Raw genomic sequence first — 17,442 nt, 5'->3', positions numbered from 1 at the left:
TCCATTCGGCGAAACGCCCGGTTTTTCATGAAATTCGTTTATGCATAGGCGGAGCGAGAGTTTCTTCTCGCCATGCGTCGCATCGACGTCAGGGCCCTTCGACAAACGCAACCTCACGTCAATGGCGCTCGCGCGCGCATCGGTCTAGAATCGTCTCGTCGCACAGCCTGTCGAAGAGGGGGAAGAACGCATGCTCACGATCTGGGGACGGCGCAACTCCTTCAATGTGCAGAAGGTCATGTGGCTCGTCGGCGAGCTCGGGCTCGATCACGCCCATGTGCCGCTCGGCGGCGCTTTCGGCGGCCTCGACGATCCGCAATTTCGCGCGCGCAATCCGCATGGCCGCATTCCGGTCATCGACGACGAGGGCGTCGTGGTGTGGGAGTCTCACGCCATATTGCGCTATCTCGCGGCGCGCCACGGCGGCGAAGCGTTCTGGCCTTCCGATCCGGCTGCGCGCTCCTATCTCGATCGCTGGATGGATTGGGCGCAATCGTCGTTGCAGCCGGCTTTCGTCGATGGCGTGTTCATGGGCTATTACCGAACGCCGGAGGAAAAGCGCGACTGGACGGCGATCCGCACTGCGATCGCGCGCTGCGCGCAGCATTACAAATTTCTCGATAGCTGGCTCGCGGACAGGCCCTTCCTTGCCGGCGAGGCGCTCACCCTCGCGGATATTCCCGCCGGAACGACTTTGTTTCGCTATTTCGCGCTCGACATAGAGCGGCCCTCGCTTCCCAATGTCGAGGCTTGGCATGCGCGCCTTTGCGAACGGCCCGCCTATCGCCAGCATGTGATGGTGCCCTTCGACGATCTGAAAGGCTGAGACGCCGAATGGCGCGAGGGGCGAAATCGGGATAGGATCGGTCTCATGAACGCGCTGCCGAAGACGAAGATGACAGCAGAGGAGTTCGTCGTCTGGGCCGAAGGTCGGCCCAGCCGCTATGAGCTCGTCGACGGCGAAGTCTTCGCTCAGGCGTCGGAGCGCGTCGCCCACGCCAAAGCCAAGGGCGCCGCTTACATCGCCTTGCAGGACGCCGTCCGCCGGGCCGGCGCGCCTTGCCATGTTCTCCCGGACGGAGTCGCCGTGCGCGTCGACGCCGCCACCGTCTTCGAGCCCGACGCGCAGCTCTATTGCGGTCCCGAGCTTCCGCCGGACGCGCTGCTCGTCGAAAGCCCGCTCGTCATTGTCGAAGTGCTGTCGCCATCCACCGGACGCAATGACGTTCTCGGCAAGCTCGATGGATATGTCCGCATCGCGAGCGTCGCGCATTATCTCATTTTCGATTCGGATGCGCCGCTCGTGATCCATCATCGCCGCGGGCAGGGCGGCGATATACTGACGCGCGCCATTCGCGAGGGCGATGTGCTGCTCGACCCGCCCGGTCTCTCCTTTCCGCTCTCGGCCGTCTACGGCGAAGCGCGGTGAGCGCCTCTGTGTCCGCGCGCACAGCCGCACGGGAGCGTCGCGCCTAGTTTCCTCTGCATCCGATCGCATTCATTTCACGCGACGGTTTCAAAGAGGAAATTGAAAATGTCGAAAGTGCTTTTCGTCGATACGAAGACCGAGCTCACCCTCGCGCCCGGCGCGACTGTTCATGGCTGGTGGAACAATGCCTCGCCGTTCAACGCGGTGTGGGATGCGCAGGCTGTGCCCTTCGCCACCGGCAGCACGGCGAGCGGCTTCGCGCAGGACACGTCGCTCGAGGTGACGCGCGTTTGGCGTCATTACACGGTGACGGAGGTCAAGCCGAACCCGCAGTCGCAGACCGTCGACACCAAGGACGAGACCGAGATCCATTACGAGATCAAGAATATCGGCAATTCGGTCGCCAAATTCCATGTGGTGCTGAGCGCGATCTACGAGTGAGTCTGCGGGGCTCGCGAGCCGCGAGGCTCGCGCGTCCGTTCGATCGCGCGTCAATCGCGCGCATCAATCGCGCGCGACGAAGAGGGCGGCGCAGCCGACAATGTCGATCTCGACATTGCGGAAGCGCCGCTCGAGCGCATTGCGCAAGCGATCGAGATCGTCGGCCGTATTGGAGAACACGCCTTTGCGATTGTAGACCTCCATCAGCAGCCGCGCCGCGGCCGAGCGCTCGACGCCGCCATGCAGCAAGGTCGAGCCGAAAAAGACGGCGCCGTCATTCGTCAGCGCCTTCAGATGATCGAAGACGACGGTCTTTTCCGCGATCGCGCCGGGAAGGCAATGCAAGAGATAATTGACGCCGACGGAATCGAATTTCGGCGCATCGAAAGCGATCGGCTCCAGAATATTGCGGCGATAGGTCTGCGGCGAGAAACGCGCGATACGCTCCGCCGCGAAGCGAAGCGCGTCGGGATTGAGATCCATGAGCGCGACGCGCGGCGCGGCGACGGGAAAGCGGCAATGGTCGAGAAAATATCCCGTGCCGACGCCGACGTCGAGATGATTGCCCGAAACATGCGCGTCATAGAGCGCCTGCAGGCGCGGCGTCGGGCATTTCCAGATGAAGCGATTGGAGAGGCCGAGCACGAGCATGTCATAGAGCCGCAGAACGGCGGGCGAATAGACGGCTTGACCGGCGACGATCTGCTCGGGACTGGCGGTCATCTGCGTAACGTCCTATTGCTCGTCCATCCGCCTGTTCGACGGGAAAGAACCTATGCCCATTCTACGCTATTCCGCCGCCTCGCCCTATGCCCGCAAAGCGCGGATCGTCGCCGAGATTCTCGGCTCGGGCGCCGGCCTCGAGCTCGTCGGCGCCGACACGACCGATCCGGCCGATTCCCTGCGCGAGCAGAACCCGCTCGGCAAAGTGCCGACGCTGATTCTCGACAGCGGCGAGACGCTCTACGACAGCCGCGTGATCTGCGAATATTTCGACCTGCTCGCCGGCGGCGGCAAGCTCTTTCCGGCCGAGCCCGCCGAACGTATCGCGGCGCTGACGCTGCAAGCGCTCGGCGACGGAATCAATGACGCGGCGCTGCTGATCCGCTACGAGGCGATGCGGCCGGAGAATTTGCGCTCGTCCGATTGGATCGCGCTGCAGACCGGCAAGGTGGAGCGCGCCCTCGCAATGCTCGACGCCGATCCGCCGGCGGGCCCCGTCACGATCGGCCATGTGGCCGTCGCCGCCGCGCTCGCCTATCTGGACCTGCGCTTCGAAGGCGCCTGGCGCGCGACGCATCCCGCGCTCGTCGCCTGGCTCGACGCTTTCTCGCGCGAGGTTCCGGCCTTCGAGGCGACGCGCGTTTCCTGATCGCCTTCGCGTCCTTTGTGTCTCGGTGGTGAAACGCGCTGCCAAGACATGAAGAAACCTTACATCCGCGCCGGCAGCTTGTCCTCCTCGGCGAGATTGGAGAAGCGCGTCACCTCCGCCTCGAAGGAGAGCGTCACCGTGCCTGTGGGCCCGTGGCGCTGCTTGCCGAGGATCGCTTCGGCGCGTCCATGCACGCGCTCCATCTCGTTCTGCCAGGCGATATGCTCTTCCGTGCCTTCGCGCGGCTCGCGATTGCGCAGGTAATATTCCTCTCGATAGACGAACATCACCACGTCGGCGTCCTGCTCGATCGAGCCGGATTCGCGCAGGTCCGAGAGCTGCGGCCGCTTGTCGTCGCGGCTCTCGACCTGACGCGAGAGCTGCGAGAGCGCGATGACCGGCACGGCCAGCTCCTTGGCCAGCGCCTTGAGGCCCGTGGTGATCTCGGTCAGCTCCTGCACGCGATTTTCGTTGCGCGATTTGGAGCCGGAGAGCAGTTGCAGATAGTCGACGACGAGCAGATCGAGCCCGCGCTGGCGTTTGAGGCGCCGCGCCCGCGCGATGAGCTGAGCGATGGAGATGCCGCCGCTCTGGTCGATGAAGAAGGGCACGCTCTGCATTTCCCGCGCCGCCTCGGCGATGCGGCGGAAATCGTCCTCGTTGATGTCGCCGCGGCGGATCTTGTAGGAGGGCACGCCGGATTGCTCGGCGATGACGCGCGTCGCCAATTGCTCGGCCGACATTTCGAGCGAGAAGAAGCCGACGATGCCGCCATTCACCGTCTTTGCCGAGCCGTCCGGCTGTTGCTCGGACACATAGGCCTTGGCGATGTTGAAGGCGATGTTGGTGGCGAGCGCCGTCTTGCCCATGCCGGGACGGCCGGCGACGATGATGAGGTCGGATTTCTGCAGCCCGCCCATCTTCTCGTCGAGATCGACGAGCCCTGTCGCTATGCCGGAGAGGTGGCCGTCGCGCTGATAGGCGCTGCTGGCCATATCCATGGCGGTGGCGAGCGCCTCGGCGAAACGCTGGAAGCCGCCGTCATAGCGGCCGGTCTCGGCGACCGCATAGAGCTTGCGCTCGGCCTCCTCGATCTGCTGGCGCGGCGCCTGATCGACCGCCGCGTCGAAGGCGGCGTTGACGATATCCTCGCCGATGACGATCAGCTCCCGCCGCACGGAGAGATCATGGATCGTGCGGCCATAATCCTCGGCGTTGATGATCGTTGTCGCCTCGCGCGCCAATCGCGCGAGATAGGCCTGCATCGTCACGCCGCCGGGCAGCTCCACATCGCCGAGATGCGTCTTCAGCGTCACGACGGTGGCGACGCGGCCGGCGCGAATGATCTGCGAGGAGACCTCGAAGATGCGCCTGTGCAGCTCCTCGGAGAAATGCTCCGGCCGCAGAAAATCCGAGACGCGATCGAATGCGTCATTGTTGACGAGAATGGCGCCGAGCAGCGCCTGCTCGGCTTCGATATTATGGGGCGGCGTGCGATAGGCGGGCTGGTCGAGCATTTCTCTCTCGGGAACGGAACGTAGCGGGGTAATCGCAGCGACGACGACATCGCGCAGAAGGCCGGAGCTTTGGGTCCCCTCGGGAGAGGAGGTCGAGCGCGAATGGCGATCGGGAGGAGATCGTCCCCATCTCGGGGATGCTCAGCCCGGCCGTTCGTCTGATTGCCTCTGATGGATGTCTTCGATGCACTTGAACGCGTTGCGACAGGCACTCGAGAACGGCCGCGACATTGCCCGAAGCGGAGAGCGGCGCCAATGGCAAAGATCGCGCGCGGCCCGTCCAATGCGCGAGCGGCGTCTTTGTGAGTCATTTCCACATGCGCGGCGCATCTTTCGGCGCGCTCACGCAAAATCAATTGTGTGTGACAATTTCGCCACGGCGAATCGCCGGCGTATGAAAAAGGCCGGAGACGCGAGCGTCTCCGGCCTTTTTTAAATCGAACAGAAGCGGTCGCGAGCGATCAGAGCTCGACGTCGCCGGCTTCGGCCAGCGCCGCGCCGACCTCGAGGCCGAGATCGTCGAGCGTCGTCTCCTCGCGGGCGGCGGCGGCCTCGCCGCGCGCCTGGCGCTCGGCCTCTTCCGCCGAGCGGGCGACGTTGACGATGATCTTCACCTCGATTTCCGGATGCAGATGGACCGGCACATTATGCAGGCCGAGCGCCTTGATCGGATGCTGCAGATCGACCTGATTGCGGTTCAGCGTGAAGCCGCCGGCGGTGGCCGCCTCGGAGATGTCGCGCGGCGCCACGGAGCCATAGAGATGGCCGCTCTCGCCGGCCTGGCGGATGATGACGAAGGTCTGCCCCTCGAGCTTCTCGGCGACGGCCTCGGCCTCCTTGCGGGCGGTGAGATTGTGCGCCTCGATCTGGGCGCGCTGCGTCTCGAAATGCTTCTTGTTCGTCGCGGTGGCGCGCAGCGCCTTGCCGCGCGCCAGCAGGAAGTTGCGCGCATAGCCGTCGCGCACGCGAACGGTGTCGCCCATCTGGCCGAGCTTGGCCACGCGCTCCAGCAGAATGACATCGACCATGGGTATTATCTCCTCGTGTCTCTCTCGAATTTACCGCGGCGCTCTCAGCCGCGCCGCGCCTGCGCCGCTCGCTTGCGGCTGCGGAACGAAAACACCGCGTCGACGACGCCGATCACGGTGAACAGGACGATCGGCCAGGCGAACAGGCCGATGACGATATAGATGACGGTGAGCGTGACGCCGCCGACGCGCGTCCCACGCAGCAGCGCATGGACGACCGCGAGCCCCTGCATCGCCAGAGCGAGGCCGAGCGTCTCGGCGAAAACGAGTCCGATCTCGCCGGCGAGATCGCCGAGGAAGGCCATGGCGCTGGCGACGAGGAACAATCCGGCGACCGCGCGCGGCAGCACGAAGTCCTGGGCAATGTCGGGCCAGGGGCGGGGGAGCGCGTCGGAGGCGCGCGCCAGCAGGCCGGCGCCCCACAAATTGAGCGCATGGCTGAACAAAGTCAGCGCGGCGAGCGTCGCCGGAAAAGCGAAGACGACGAGCGCCGAGAGCTGGCTCGGATCGAGTTTGTCGCCGAGCTCCTGCGTGCGCACCAGATCCTCGATCGCCATGAAGGCGCGGGCGCGCAGCGGATTGAGCGCCTCGTCGAGGCCGCCGAATCGAATCGCCGCGATCGTGACGGCGATGGAGACCGCTGTCGCCACCACGCCGCCGACGGCGAGAACCGCCCAGGCCGGCGCATGGGACGTCACGAGCTCGCGTCCGCGCCAGGGCGCCCCGGCCGCGACATAGGCGGCGGCGAGAGCAGGAACGGCGACGAGAAGGGCGTAGATGACGCCGAAGACCGGATTGGGCCAGATCGACAGAAGGCCGGTCGCGATGAGGGCGGAGGTCGCGCCATGGCGCAGGCCGAAACCCAGCGCGACGATCAAGATCGGCAGCGGCGCGAGAAAGGCGAACAGAACCGCCGCCGAAGTGCCCTTGGTGAGGACCGCGAACACGGCCGCGCCGGCGAGGCCTCCGCCGATCGAGGCGAAGATTTGCGGCAGCGAAAAATCCCCATTGTCGGGAACGGGCAGTTTCTTGCGTTCGGGTAAAAGCTGGGGCATGGGCTCTACGCTTGTTCGAGGGCGAGCGCGATCATCTCGCGTCCAGCCCCCTGAACGCCGGCGAAGCCCGCCTTTTAAGGCGACCGCTCTCTCACGGCAAGGGTGCGTGACGAAAAAGCCGCTTCCGACAGCCGAAAACGTCGCCGTTCGGCCCTTTTCGTCCCTATTGGCGGCGCAGCGCCGGGCCGGGCCTCTCTCCGAGCGCGCGCCAGCTCCCCGCCAGTCCGAGGACGACGGCGAAGACGAGCGCGCCGAGCGTCGTCAGCGCGACCGGCCAGGAGAGGAAGACGAACTGCATTTTCATCAGCGCCTCGAGAATGAAGCCCGCCGCGCCGGCGCCCGCCACGACCGAGAAGAGTCCGGCCACGAGGCCGAGCAGCGCGAATTCGAGGGCGAAGGCGCTGGTCAGCCAGCCGCGCGTCGCGCCGAGCGTCTTCAGCACGATGGCGTCGCGCTGGCGCCCGCGCTGGCTCGCCGCCACGGCGCTGCCGAGCGCCAGCGCCGCCGTGACGATGGCGAGGCCAGCGGCCGCCCGCGCGGCGAAAGTGAGCTGATCGGCGATCTTCTCGACCGCCTCCAGCGCATCCTTGACCCGCAGCGCCGCGATCTGCGGAAAGCGCGCCGCCACGTCGCGCACGAGCCTTTTGTCGCGAGACGGGTCGTCGCGATCGGCGAAAGCCGCGGTGAAGATTTCCGAATAGGGCGCGTCGGCGAAAGCGTCGGGCGAGAACACCATCATGAAATTAATGCCATAGCTGCGCCAATCGACGCGGCGCAGATTGGCGACGCGCGCGGCGACGTCGCGGCCGAGCACATTGACGGTGATCTCGTCGCCGATCTCTATGCCGAGCCCTTCGGCGACGCGCGCCTCCAGCGAGACGAGGGGAGAGCCGCTGCGCTCCGCCCCCCACCAGCTTCCGGCGACGATCTCGGAGCCCTTCGGCGGCGCGGCGGAGAAGGTCACGCCGCGGTCGCCCTCGAGCGCCCAGGCGATCTCCTCCGGCGCCTTCAGATTTTCGGAGCGGACGCCTTTCACGGCGACGATGCGGCCGCGCATCATCGGCACATGCTCGATATGGGCGTCGGCGGCGAAAGAGGAGAGAAAGGTCACGAATTCGCCGACCTGCTCCTTGGCGACATCGACGAAATAGAAGCTCGGCGTGCGGCTTTTCTGCGCCTGGAACAATTCCGCGTGGATCGAGCCTTCGATCAGCGCCAGCGCGACCAGCAGCGTCTGGGTGACGCCGATCGAGACGATCAAAGTCGCGGCGAGGCTCTTCGGCCGGCGGATATTGCCGATCGCATGGCGCAGGCGCGCGCTCCGCACATGAGAGACGCGCCGCGCCGCGCGGACGACCAGCGACGCGACGCCGCGCAGCAGCGCGAAGGCCGCCGCCGTGGCCACGATATAGGTCGCGGCGAGCTTCTTGTCGGCGGCCGTGGCCATCACTAGAGCGACGAGGAGCGCGGCCGCCACGAGCGCGGCGAGCAGAAAGATGCGGGGAGGGGCTGTCTCCTCGGCCTCGTCGCGTAGCAGGCGGGCGACCGGCGTCCCATAGGCGCGGCCGAGCGGCGGCAGCGCGAAAATCAGCGCCACCAGTAGCCCATAGGCGGCGCCGACGCCGAGCGAGCGCGCGTCGACCGAGGGCGAGAAGGGCAGAGGGATGGACGCCGAAAGAGTGAAATCGGCGAGATAGGGGAAAGTCGCGCCGAGCGCCAGGCCGGCGACGACGGCGAGGCCGGCGACGAGCAGGACCTCGACCAGCGCCATGGCGAAGACGCGCGAGGCCGGCGCGCCGAGCGCCTTCAATATTGCGAAAGCGTCGCGCTTTCTGTCGACGAAGCCGGCGACCGCATTGGCGACGCCGGCGCCGCCCGCGACCAGCGCCGTCAGCGCGACCAGCGTCAGGAGCTGAGTGAAGCGCTCCTGATTGCGCGAGAATTGCGGAGAGACGGCGTCGCGCTTGCGCAAATCCCAGCCGGCCTCCGGAAAGGCCGCGGACAGCGCCGTCGCGAAACGCTCGACCTCCGCGTCGCTGGCGATCGCGCCGGCGCCGCCGAGCGAGATTCGGGTCAACCAGCGCAGGACGGCGCCCGGCTGCACGAGCCCGGTCGCCTGCAGAGCCTCCTGGCTCATCACGACGCGCGCGCCGAAGCCGAAGCCGCCGGCGAGCTTGTCGGGCTCGCTCGCCAGCTCCGCCGTCAGCGTGAAGGAGCCGGCGCCGATCTTCACGTGATCGCCCACTTTGAGGTCGAGACGGGCGATCAGCGTCGAATCGGCGACGAGGCCGAAGGCGTCCTCGCGCTGGCGCAGCGCCTCGGCCAACGCCTGCGGCGGCGCGAGCTCGACCGCGCCGGCGTTAGGATAGGCCGAATCGACCGCCTTTATTTCGACGAGCGCCGCCTCGCCGCTCGCCGAGCGCGCCATGGCCCGCATCAGCGCGATCTCGCAGACGCGGCCATTTCGCTCGAAAAACGCGCGCTCCCGCGGTGACAGCCGCCGCATGGTGGTGGCGACGGAGACATCGCCGCCCAAAATCACGCGCCCCTCGCGGGCGAGGCCCTCGGCGAGCGATTGCGACACGGCGCCGACGCCGGAGATCGCGGCGACGCCGATGACGATACAGGCGATGAAGACGCCAAAACCGCGCAGATCGCCGGAAAGATCGCGCAAAGCGAAACGCAGCGCCAGCGGCAGACGCGAGGCGAGGCCGAGTCTCACGACTTCCGCGCCTCTTCGCCGTCGATGCGGCCGGAGCGCAACCGGATCGCGCGGTCGCAGCGGGCGGCGAGCGAGGCGTCATGCGTCACCAGCACCAGCGTCGCCGAGCGTCGCGCCTTTTGCGCGAAAATGAGATCGACGATGGCCGCGCCGGTCTCCGAATCGAGATTGCCGGTCGGCTCGTCGGCGACGAGAATGACGGGATCGGGGGCGAGCGCCCGGGCGAGCGCGACGCGCTGCTGCTCGCCGCCGGACATTTGCGCTGGATAATGCGAGAGGCGATGGCCGAGGCCCACCGCCTCGAGCTCTCGGCTCGCGCGCGTAAAAGCGTCGGCGCGGCCGGCGAGCTCCAGCGGCACGGCGACATTCTCCAGCGCCGTCATCGTCGCGATGAGCTGGAAAGACTGGAAGACGACCCCTATCTTCCCCCCACGGAACCGCGCCAGCGCGTTTTCGTCGAGGCGGGCGAGATCGCTCCCGTCGACGAGCACCTTGCCGGAATCGGGCCGCTCGAGCCCGGCGAGCGTCATCAGCAATGTGGATTTTCCGGAGCCCGATGGCCCGACGAGGCCGACGGCCTCGCCGCGCGCCACGCAGAGGCTTATGTTCTTGAGCACATGGACGCGCGCCGCGCCCGCGCCGAGGGTGAGATCGACATCCTCGAGTTCGATGACCGGACGCTGCACTTTGGGGGAGGTCCTGAAATGGTTTGCCGCTGCGCCGCTCGCCGGTTCGCGTTCCGCGATCCGGCCCAGACGCCCGCCCCGACATATGCGAAGGCGGCCGCTGTTTCCAGTCTCCGGCCGCGCTTTCGGCCTCTCGGCCCGATCGCTCTCCTGTGCGCCGCCGCTTTTCTGGCGCTTTTGATGACATTCGCGCGCCCGGCGGCGGCCGAGCCGCTGCGCGTCATCGCCTTCGGCGACAGTCTGAGCGCCGGCTTCCAGCTCCCGGCCGACGCCGCCTTTCCGGCGCAGCTCGAGGCGCGGCTGAAAGCCGACGGCTATGACGCCCGCGTCGTCAACGCCGCCGTTTCCGGCGACACGACCCGCGGCGGCGCTTCCCGCCTCTCCTATGCGCTGCGCGACGGCGGCGATCTGCTGATAGTGGAGCTCGGCGCCAACGACATGCTGCTCGGCTTCGAGCCGGCGACGACGCGCGAAAATCTCGAGAAGATCGTCTCCGCGGCGCAGGAGCGGGGCCTCGACGTCCTGCTCGCCGGAATGCTGGCCAACGCCAATTTCGGCGCGGATCACAAAAAATCCTTCGACGCTATTTTTCCCGAGCTCGCGGCGCGGCGCGGCCTGCCGCTCTATCCCTTTTTTCTCGACGGCGTCGTCGGCGAAAAGGGCATGACCCTCGTCGACGGATTGCATCCGAGCCGGGCGGGCGTGGCGAGGATTGTCGCCGGCGTCGTCCCGCTCGTCGAAAAGAGCCTCGATTCGCTGCAATCCAAGCGCCGGGCCGCCGCCCAGCGCTGAATCGCGCGGCGGCGGACGAGCGAATTCACGCGCAACTCTCGGCCGATCGGAAAAAAACTCCCGCCGCCTGCGGGATTTTCGTTACAGCCGTCCCATTCTGGCTATAGTGCGCTCACCGTCCTTAGCGCGCGCCGGGCGATGCGGCGCGCCGATCCGCGAGGAGGCGCCGACATCGGCCCCGGGCTCCGCCGCGACGCGGCCGGGCAGGGGCTCAGCGAGCAGACAGCGACTTCGGCCTTTTCTCGCTCCCGCGCGCCTTGCGAGGCCAGGATGGAGGACCTCCGATGCCCAGACTGTTCACCGCCCTCGAAATCCCCCGTCTTATCGCCGGCGATCTCGCCGCTCTGCGCGGAGGCCTGCCGGGAGCCCGCTGGATCGACGCCGAGAATTATCACATCACGCTGCGTTTCATCGGCGATGTGGACGATGCGCTCGGCCATGACGCCGCCCTCACCCTCGCCGCGATCCGCCGCGCTCCGATTTCGATCACTCTGGAGGAGTTGTCGAGCTTCGGCGGCGACAAGCCGCGCGCCGTCGTGGTGAAGGCGCGCGCCGATTCGGCTCTCGCAGAGCTGCAGGCGGAGCAGGAGCGACTGCTGCGGCGCATCGGCATCCCGCCGGAGCCGCGCAAATTCGTGCCGCATGTGACGCTCGCCCGCCTGCGCGGCGCGTCCTGCTCGGCGGTCGCGACCTATCTCGGCGCGCGCGGCTATTTCCCGCCCATGCGCTTCGAGGCGGCGCGCTTCGTGCTGTTCTCCTCGCGCGATTCGGTCGGCGGCGGCCCCTATATCGTCGAGGCCGACTATCCGCTGCGCGACCGCAAGGCGGTCGGCGCCGGTCAGCGAGAGCTCACCGCCTACGATCGCTGAGGCTCAGGCGGCCGCCTCGGCCGCCTTGCGTCCGCGCTCCACGACAGCGGCGAGCGAGGGATCGCGCGCGACCGCCTCCGCGATGAGGCGGTCGGAGGCGCTCTCGATCGTGTCCTGCATGCGCTGGAAGAATTCGCGCGGCTCGAGACCCGCGGGGATCGGCGGCAGATATTCGATGACGACGGTTCCCGGCCGCACGATCCAGGCGCGGCGCGCCCAGAACAGGCCGGAATTCAGCGCCACCGGCAGGCAGGCCGCGCCGGTCTCGCGATAGAGATGGGCGACGCCGAATTTATAGAGCGGCGGCGCGCCGGCGGGCCGCCGCGTCCCTTCCGGAAAGATGAACAATTGCCGCCCCTCGGCGAACAACGCCTTGGTCTTCTCGATGAGCTGCGGCAGCAGCTTGCCGCCCTTGGCGCGATCGATGCCGATCTGCTCGGCGCCCATCAGATACCAGCCGAAAAACGGGATGAACACCAGCTCGCGCTTGAGAATGTAGGAGAAGTCCGGCGAATGCAGCGGCAGGACGAAGGTCTCCCACATCGACTGATGCTTGCAGGCGACGATGATCGGACCTTCGGGAATATTCTCGAGGCCGCGAAACTCGAATTTCAGCCCGACGATCGTCTCGAGCCAGAACAGCGACGTTCGCCCCCAGACGCGGCCGAGCTGCATGGAGGCCTGCCGCCGCATCAGCAGGCCGGGCAGCCAGAGGATCTGCAGCGTCATCAGATTGACGAAAAAGACGATGTGGAACAGCAGCGAGCGCAGGAAGAGCATTGCGTTGGTCGCCTGACGGTTTCGCGGGGCTAGGGCGGGTTGGCGACGCCTTCTAAGCAGGATTTCGAAAAAGTGGGAACCAGTTTTTCAACAAAAAATCCTGCCTTCTGCTCGGAGCATTTCTCGCCGCGAGGGCGCCGGGCCGGCGAATTTTCAGCGCGGCTGCGCCCGAGGCTCCGAGACGGCGGCCGCCCCGACCGGTCCGGAAGCCGTGGCCGAGAGGCCCGGCTCGAGCAGCCGGGTGCGCAGCAGCGCATAGAGATATTTGACATATTCGGCCGCGATGAGCCGCGTCACCGCCAGATCGCCGAGCCAGTCCTCGACGCGCAAATGATCGCTGACGACGGAGAAGGGATAGAGCTCGACTTCCGGCAGCGCCGCCGAGAGCTCGGCCAGCGCGCGCGGCATGTGGTAATTGGAGGTGACGATGATGAGCGAGCCCTTGCTGATCCCGCGCGCCCGCGCCCAGTCGCGCGTCTCCAGAGCATTGCCGATCGTGTCCTGGGCGCGATAGCCGAGATCGACGCAGCAGTCGAACAGCTCGCGCGAGACAGGCAGGAGCTTGGCGATCTCATGGCCGCGCGTGGCGCGATTGACCCCGGTGATGAGCAGCCGGCGCGCCTGACCGCGCGCCAACAGCCCGCCCGCCTCATAGACGCGGTCGGAGCCGCCGGTCAGCACGACGACGCCGTCGGCCTGCACCGTCAAAGTCGATTCGGTCCGCTCCAGCGAGAGCGCGAAGCCGATGAAGCCGGCGACAAAGGCCGAGGCGAGAAAACAGAAGAGAAGCAAGGCTACGCCGCGCCAGCGTCCGCGCGCGGCTCCTTTTGCTCCCGCGTCTCGCGCATAGGCTCGCAAGCGTTGTTCCTCGTCGCCGGCCTCGGTTCCTCGGGCAAGATGGAAGCGGCGCTCGAGGCCGTCCAGCGCCGGGCGATGATTATGCCGAAGGAGAGTTTACTCGGCCCCGTCCAGCCGCCGCAATTGGCGAAAGACGATCTCCTGCGACATGAAGCCGGTGAGCAGTCCCGCCGCCGCCGATATGCCGCCGACCACGGTGAAGCCGAGCGGTCCCAGCGAGAAGCTGCCGAACATGGCCTCGAGCTGGTCGCCGTCCGGCGTCGCCGTCCAGCGGCTCGCCAGATAGCCGGCGAAGAGAAAGAAGACCATGGCCGAGCCGCCGCCGATGAAGCCGCCGCGCAACCCCAGCGCGAGAAAGCGGCGCTGAAACTGCTGGGCGATGTATTTGTCGGCCGCGCCGACGAGATGCAGCACCTCTATGATCTCGCGATTGCCGACCATGGCCGCCCGCGTGGCGAAGGCGACGGCGAGCCCCATGGCGACGACGATCAGCACGAAGACGAGCGCCGCCACCGCCACCACTGTGCGCGCCATCTGGCCGAGCCGCTCCACCCAGAGCCGATGATCGTCCAGCGCCGCGCTCGGAATGGACTGAGCGAGCTCCCGCCGCAGCGCGTCGAGATCGGCGCGGCGGCTATCGTCCAGCTTGACGACGATCATGCGCGGGGCGGGCAGCTCGGCGAAATCGAGGCCCTGGCCGAGCCAGGGCGCGAGCAGCGCCTCGGATTCGGCCTTGGTGTAGACGCGCACGTCGCGCACCCCCTCGGCGGCGACGAGAACGGCGGTCGCCCGGCTGACGTCGGCCTCTATGTCGCGGCCGGGCAGGGGGCGGATCTGCACGCTCGCCTCGCGCGCCACCTCGCGCCGCCAGTCGACGCTGGCGTCGGCGACCATCAGCGCCGCCCCGGCCGAGAGCGCCGCGAGAAAGGTCATGATGGCGATGACGATGACGAGCGAGCGTCCGGCGATGGAGGAGGTCGGAACGAGCGGCGTCTCGCGGCCGAGCGTCTCCTCGAGCGCGGCGTCGCGCGGCCCTTGGCCCGACGGCTGAGCGGGGCGGCGCAGGCCCGGCGGGGATTTGGCGTCATTCGAAGACATGCAGCCGCCCGTCCGCGAGCACCAGCCGGCGCGCGCTCTCATATTGGTCCATCAGCGCCAGATCATGGGTGGCGATGACGACCGAGGTCCCGCTCTTGTGCAATTCCACGAAGAGCCGCAGCAGCCGTCGCGCCAGAGTGGGGTCGAGATTGCCGGTCGGCTCGTCGGCGAGCAGCAGCTCCGGCCGCACGATCAATGCGCGGGCGATGGCGGCGCGCTGCTTCTCGCCGCCGGAGAGCACGCTCGGCCGGCTGGCGATGCGCTCCTCGAGCCCGACCCAGCGCAAGAGCTCCAGCACCTCGGCGCGATAGCTCGTCTCCTCGCGGCCGATGACGCGCAGCGGCAGAGCGACATTCTCGTAGAGCGTCAGATGGTCGAGCAGGCGGAAGTCCTGGAAGACGACGCCGATGCGCCGCCGGATCTCGGTCACCGCGTCCTTGTCGAGCGTTTCGGCGTCCTGGCCGAAGAGGGTGATTCGTCCGCGTGTCGGCTTCAGCGACATCAAGACGAGCTTCAGCAGCGTCGTCTTGCCGGAGCCGGAGGGGCCGGTGAGGAATTGGAACGAGCGCGGCGTGATGGAAAAAGCGAGATCGCTCAATATCTCGCTTCCGTTTCCATAGCGCAGGCCGACGTTCTCGAAGCTCAGCAAGGGCGTGCATCCATTGGCGGCCGGGTCAGAATCGCTGCCCGAGAGATTAGCAGTTCATCGCGCATTAACCATATCGGCGGTTAATCGACGACAGGTTCGGCGGCCGATTCCGAAGACGGGCGCCGGCGGCTCGGAGACCGGCCCATGCGCAACGACCTCGTCAGGCATAATCCACCGGTCTGCTCGCCACCGGTCTGCCCGGCCCCTGCGCCGCATTCGGACGGGCGGGACGATTCCCCTCTGTGGCGCGAGCCGCCGCGCGAGAGCGATCTCGTCGACAACCGGCGCGAGCGCGTGCTGCCGCTGATCGCGGCGATCATCGCCATCATCTTCGGCGCCATGGCGCTCATCGGCATGCGCGAGAAGATCGTGCGAGTCGTCCCCGCGGCGACGGCGCTCTATTCGGCGATCGGCCTCAAGGTCGGCGCGGCAGGGCTCGATCTGCGCGGCGTCACCTCCAAAATCGTCACCGAAGGCGCGCGCAAAGTCCTGACGGTGGAGGGCGAGATCGTCAATCTGCGGCGCTCGGCCAGTCGCGTGCCGCCCATGGCGCTCGCCGTGCGCGGGGCCGACGGGCGCGAACGCTATGTCTGGACCGCCGCCGCGCCCAAGATGCGGCTTTCGGCCGGCGAGAGCGTGCAGTTCCGCGCTCGCCTCGCCTCGCCGCCCGCCGACGGGACCGAAGTGCAGGTGCGATTCGCCAGCCTCGACGAGGCTGATCGATCGGCGAGATGAAGCGACGTTCCCTTGGCGCAGGAAATCGCCTAAGGAGGCGTCCATGCCGCCGCATGCGCCTCTTCTCTTCGTCAACGCCCGCCTCGTCGACCCCGCCTCGGGCGTGGAGACGCGCGGGGGCCTTCTCGTCCGCGACGGAAAAATCGCCGATCTCGGCCCCGCTCTGAAGGCCGAGGCCGCGCCGCAGGGCGCGCGAATCGTCGATTGCGCGGACGATGTGCTCGCGCCCGGCCTCATCGACATGCAGGCCTTCGTCGGCGAGCCGGGGGCCGAGCATCGCGAGACCATCGCCACCGCGACGGCCGCGGCCGCGGCGGGCGGCGTCACCACCATCGTCGCCACGCCCGGCACCTCGCCGCCCGTCGACGATCCGGCGGTCGTCGATTTTGTGCTGCGCCGCGCCCGCGACACCGGCCGCGTGCGGGTGTTGCCCATGGCGGCGCTCACCAAGGGGCGCGAGGGGCGCGAGATCTCCGAATTCGGCCTGCTGCGCGAGGCCGGCGCGATCGCCTTTTCCGACGGCAAGCGCTCTCTGCGCAACGCCCAGACCATGCGCCGGGCCATGACCTACGCCCGCGATTTCGACGCGCTGATCATTCATTTCCCGGAGGATCGCGATCTCGTCGGCGAGGGCGTGATGAATGACGGCGAGCTGGCGATCCGCCTCGGCCTCATCGGCGTGCCGCGCGAGGCCGAGGCCATCATCGTCGATCGCGATCTGCGGCTCGTGGCGCTCACTGGCGCGCGCTATCACGCCTCCATCGTCGCCAATGGCCTGTCGCTGGCGGCGCTGGAAACGGCCAAGGCGAGCGGCCTGCAGGTGAGCTGCGGGACCACGATCAACCATCTGACGCTCAATGAAAACGACATAGGCGACTACCGCACCTTCCTGAAGCTGCGGCCGCCGCTGCGCCATGAGGACGAGCGCCGCCTCTTGGTCGAGGCCGTGGCGAGCGGGCTCATCGACGTGATCGTCTCCGACCATGATCCGCAGGATGTGGAGATGAAGCGCCTGCCTTTCGCCGAGGCCGAGGCGGGCGCCGTCGGCCTCGAGACCATGCTGGCGGCGGGATTGCGGCTCGTCCATTCGGGCGATGTGCCGCTGGTGACGCTTTTGCGGGCGATGTCGACGCGGCCGGCGGAAATTCTGCGCCTGGAGCAGGGGCGCCTCGCCAAAGGCGCGCCGGCCGATCTCATCCGCTTCGATCCCGACGAACCCTTCGTCGTCGATCCGGCCGAATTGCATTCCCGCTGCAAGAACACGCCTTTCGACACTGCGCGCCTGCAAGGTCGGGTGAAATCGACCTTTGTCGCGGGACAATCCGTCTTCGAAAGACGAGACGGTTGAAACGTAGCCGGACCTGAAAAAGGCGCGTCTCCGCCGTGTTTTCGCCGGTTTCGGGAAAAACCG

18 protein-coding genes are annotated in these 17,442 nt (G+C 67.3%); 8 read left to right on the top strand and 10 right to left on the bottom strand.

All coding sequences use genetic code 11. The features are described from left to right. The first annotated feature begins 190 nt into the window (after window positions 1–190). The 3 genes from AC6IY7_RS17595 to AC6IY7_RS17585 all read left to right on the top strand — a co-directional run bounded on the left by AC6IY7_RS17595 (window position 191) and on the right by AC6IY7_RS17585 (window position 1,870). Complete coding sequence (locus AC6IY7_RS17595; RefSeq protein WP_497780694.1) at window positions 191–826, top strand: glutathione S-transferase family protein; 636 nt, start codon at window positions 191–193, stop codon at window positions 824–826. A 45-nt stretch (window positions 827–871) separates the two neighbouring features. Beyond that, window positions 872–1,429, top strand: coding sequence for a Uma2 family endonuclease (locus AC6IY7_RS17590; protein WP_497780693.1), 558 nt, complete (start codon window positions 872–874; stop codon window positions 1,427–1,429). A gap of 105 nt (window positions 1,430–1,534) precedes the next feature. Next, window positions 1,535–1,870 carry a hypothetical protein gene (locus AC6IY7_RS17585; protein ID WP_497780692.1) on the top strand — a complete coding sequence of 112 codons (336 nt, stop codon included), beginning with the start codon at window positions 1,535–1,537 and terminating at the stop codon, window positions 1,868–1,870. Between the two features lie 63 nt (window positions 1,871–1,933). Here AC6IY7_RS17585 and AC6IY7_RS17580 read toward each other — a convergent pair whose 3' ends face one another. Further along, the gene (locus tag AC6IY7_RS17580) at window positions 1,934–2,593 is read right to left on the bottom strand and encodes a class I SAM-dependent methyltransferase (RefSeq protein WP_497780691.1); all 660 of its coding nucleotides are present in this window, start codon (window positions 2,591–2,593) and stop codon (window positions 1,934–1,936) included. A 52-nt stretch (window positions 2,594–2,645) separates the two neighbouring features. On the opposite strand from AC6IY7_RS17580, the gene AC6IY7_RS17575 reads away from it, so the two are divergent. After that, window positions 2,646–3,242: a glutathione S-transferase gene (locus AC6IY7_RS17575; RefSeq protein WP_497780690.1), complete on the top strand. Its 597-nt coding sequence runs from the start codon at window positions 2,646–2,648 to the stop codon at window positions 3,240–3,242. Window positions 3,243–3,301: 59 nt separating this feature from the next. Here the strand turns inward: AC6IY7_RS17575 and AC6IY7_RS17570 are convergent, their stop codons facing one another. From AC6IY7_RS17570 to AC6IY7_RS17550, 5 genes are all read right to left on the bottom strand, one after another. After that, window positions 3,302–4,759 (bottom strand): replicative DNA helicase, encoded by a 1,458-nt coding sequence (locus tag AC6IY7_RS17570; protein WP_497780689.1) that lies wholly within the window; start codon window positions 4,757–4,759, stop codon window positions 3,302–3,304. A 461-nt stretch (window positions 4,760–5,220) separates the two neighbouring features. Continuing rightward, window positions 5,221–5,787, bottom strand: coding sequence for a 50S ribosomal protein L9 (gene rplI, locus AC6IY7_RS17565; RefSeq protein ID WP_497780688.1), 567 nt, complete (start codon window positions 5,785–5,787; stop codon window positions 5,221–5,223). Between the two features lie 44 nt (window positions 5,788–5,831). Then, complete coding sequence (locus tag AC6IY7_RS17560; protein ID WP_497780687.1) at window positions 5,832–6,842, bottom strand: DUF2232 domain-containing protein; 1,011 nt, start codon at window positions 6,840–6,842, stop codon at window positions 5,832–5,834. Window positions 6,843–7,005: 163 nt separating this feature from the next. Continuing rightward, window positions 7,006–9,564, bottom strand: coding sequence for an ABC transporter permease (locus AC6IY7_RS17555; RefSeq protein ID WP_497780686.1), 2,559 nt, complete (start codon window positions 9,562–9,564; stop codon window positions 7,006–7,008). Continuing rightward, window positions 9,561–10,250 (bottom strand): ABC transporter ATP-binding protein, encoded by a 690-nt coding sequence (locus AC6IY7_RS17550; protein ID WP_497780685.1) that lies wholly within the window; start codon window positions 10,248–10,250, stop codon window positions 9,561–9,563. Before AC6IY7_RS17550 ends, AC6IY7_RS17555 begins: the two co-directional genes overlap by 4 nt. 180 nt (window positions 10,251–10,430) lie before the next feature. Between AC6IY7_RS17550 and AC6IY7_RS17545 the strand changes: the two genes are divergently transcribed. Both AC6IY7_RS17545 and thpR read left to right on the top strand, forming a co-directional pair. Then, on the top strand, window positions 10,431–11,042 hold the full coding sequence (locus AC6IY7_RS17545) for an arylesterase (protein ID WP_497780684.1): 612 nt from the start codon (window positions 10,431–10,433) through the stop codon (window positions 11,040–11,042). A gap of 284 nt (window positions 11,043–11,326) precedes the next feature. Beyond that, entirely contained in the window at window positions 11,327–11,911 is a 585-nt protein-coding gene (gene thpR, locus AC6IY7_RS17540) for an RNA 2',3'-cyclic phosphodiesterase (protein ID WP_497780683.1), read from the top strand. A 3-nt stretch (window positions 11,912–11,914) separates the two neighbouring features. On the opposite strand, the gene AC6IY7_RS17535 is transcribed toward thpR, so the two are convergent. From AC6IY7_RS17535 to ftsE, 4 genes are all read right to left on the bottom strand, one after another. Continuing rightward, the gene (locus AC6IY7_RS17535) at window positions 11,915–12,691 is read right to left on the bottom strand and encodes a lysophospholipid acyltransferase family protein (RefSeq protein ID WP_497780682.1); all 777 of its coding nucleotides are present in this window, start codon (window positions 12,689–12,691) and stop codon (window positions 11,915–11,917) included. A gap of 153 nt (window positions 12,692–12,844) precedes the next feature. Further along, on the bottom strand, window positions 12,845–13,483 hold the full coding sequence (locus tag AC6IY7_RS17530; protein ID WP_497780681.1) for a YdcF family protein: 639 nt from the start codon (window positions 13,481–13,483) through the stop codon (window positions 12,845–12,847). 162 nt (window positions 13,484–13,645) lie between these two features. After that, window positions 13,646–14,647 (bottom strand): cell division protein FtsX, encoded by a 1,002-nt coding sequence (locus AC6IY7_RS17525; protein ID WP_497780680.1) that lies wholly within the window; start codon window positions 14,645–14,647, stop codon window positions 13,646–13,648. After that, on the bottom strand, window positions 14,634–15,296 hold the full coding sequence (ftsE, locus tag AC6IY7_RS17520) for a cell division ATP-binding protein FtsE (protein WP_497780679.1): 663 nt from the start codon (window positions 15,294–15,296) through the stop codon (window positions 14,634–14,636). The genes AC6IY7_RS17525 and ftsE overlap by 14 nt, the downstream gene beginning before the upstream one ends. Before the next feature lie 144 nt (window positions 15,297–15,440). On the opposite strand from ftsE, the gene AC6IY7_RS17515 reads away from it, so the two are divergent. Both AC6IY7_RS17515 and AC6IY7_RS17510 read left to right on the top strand, forming a co-directional pair. Continuing rightward, window positions 15,441–16,031, top strand: a complete 591-nt coding sequence (locus tag AC6IY7_RS17515; protein ID WP_497780678.1) for a hypothetical protein — start codon at window positions 15,441–15,443, stop codon at window positions 16,029–16,031. A 43-nt stretch (window positions 16,032–16,074) separates the two neighbouring features. Beyond that, complete coding sequence (locus AC6IY7_RS17510; RefSeq protein WP_497780677.1) at window positions 16,075–17,379, top strand: dihydroorotase; 1,305 nt, start codon at window positions 16,075–16,077, stop codon at window positions 17,377–17,379. The last annotated feature ends 63 nt before the right edge of the window (window positions 17,380–17,442 follow it).

The sequence above is a fragment of the Methylosinus sp. is20ea genome (assembly GCF_059718135.1).
This window is presented reverse-complemented; position numbering and strand designations above follow the sequence as displayed.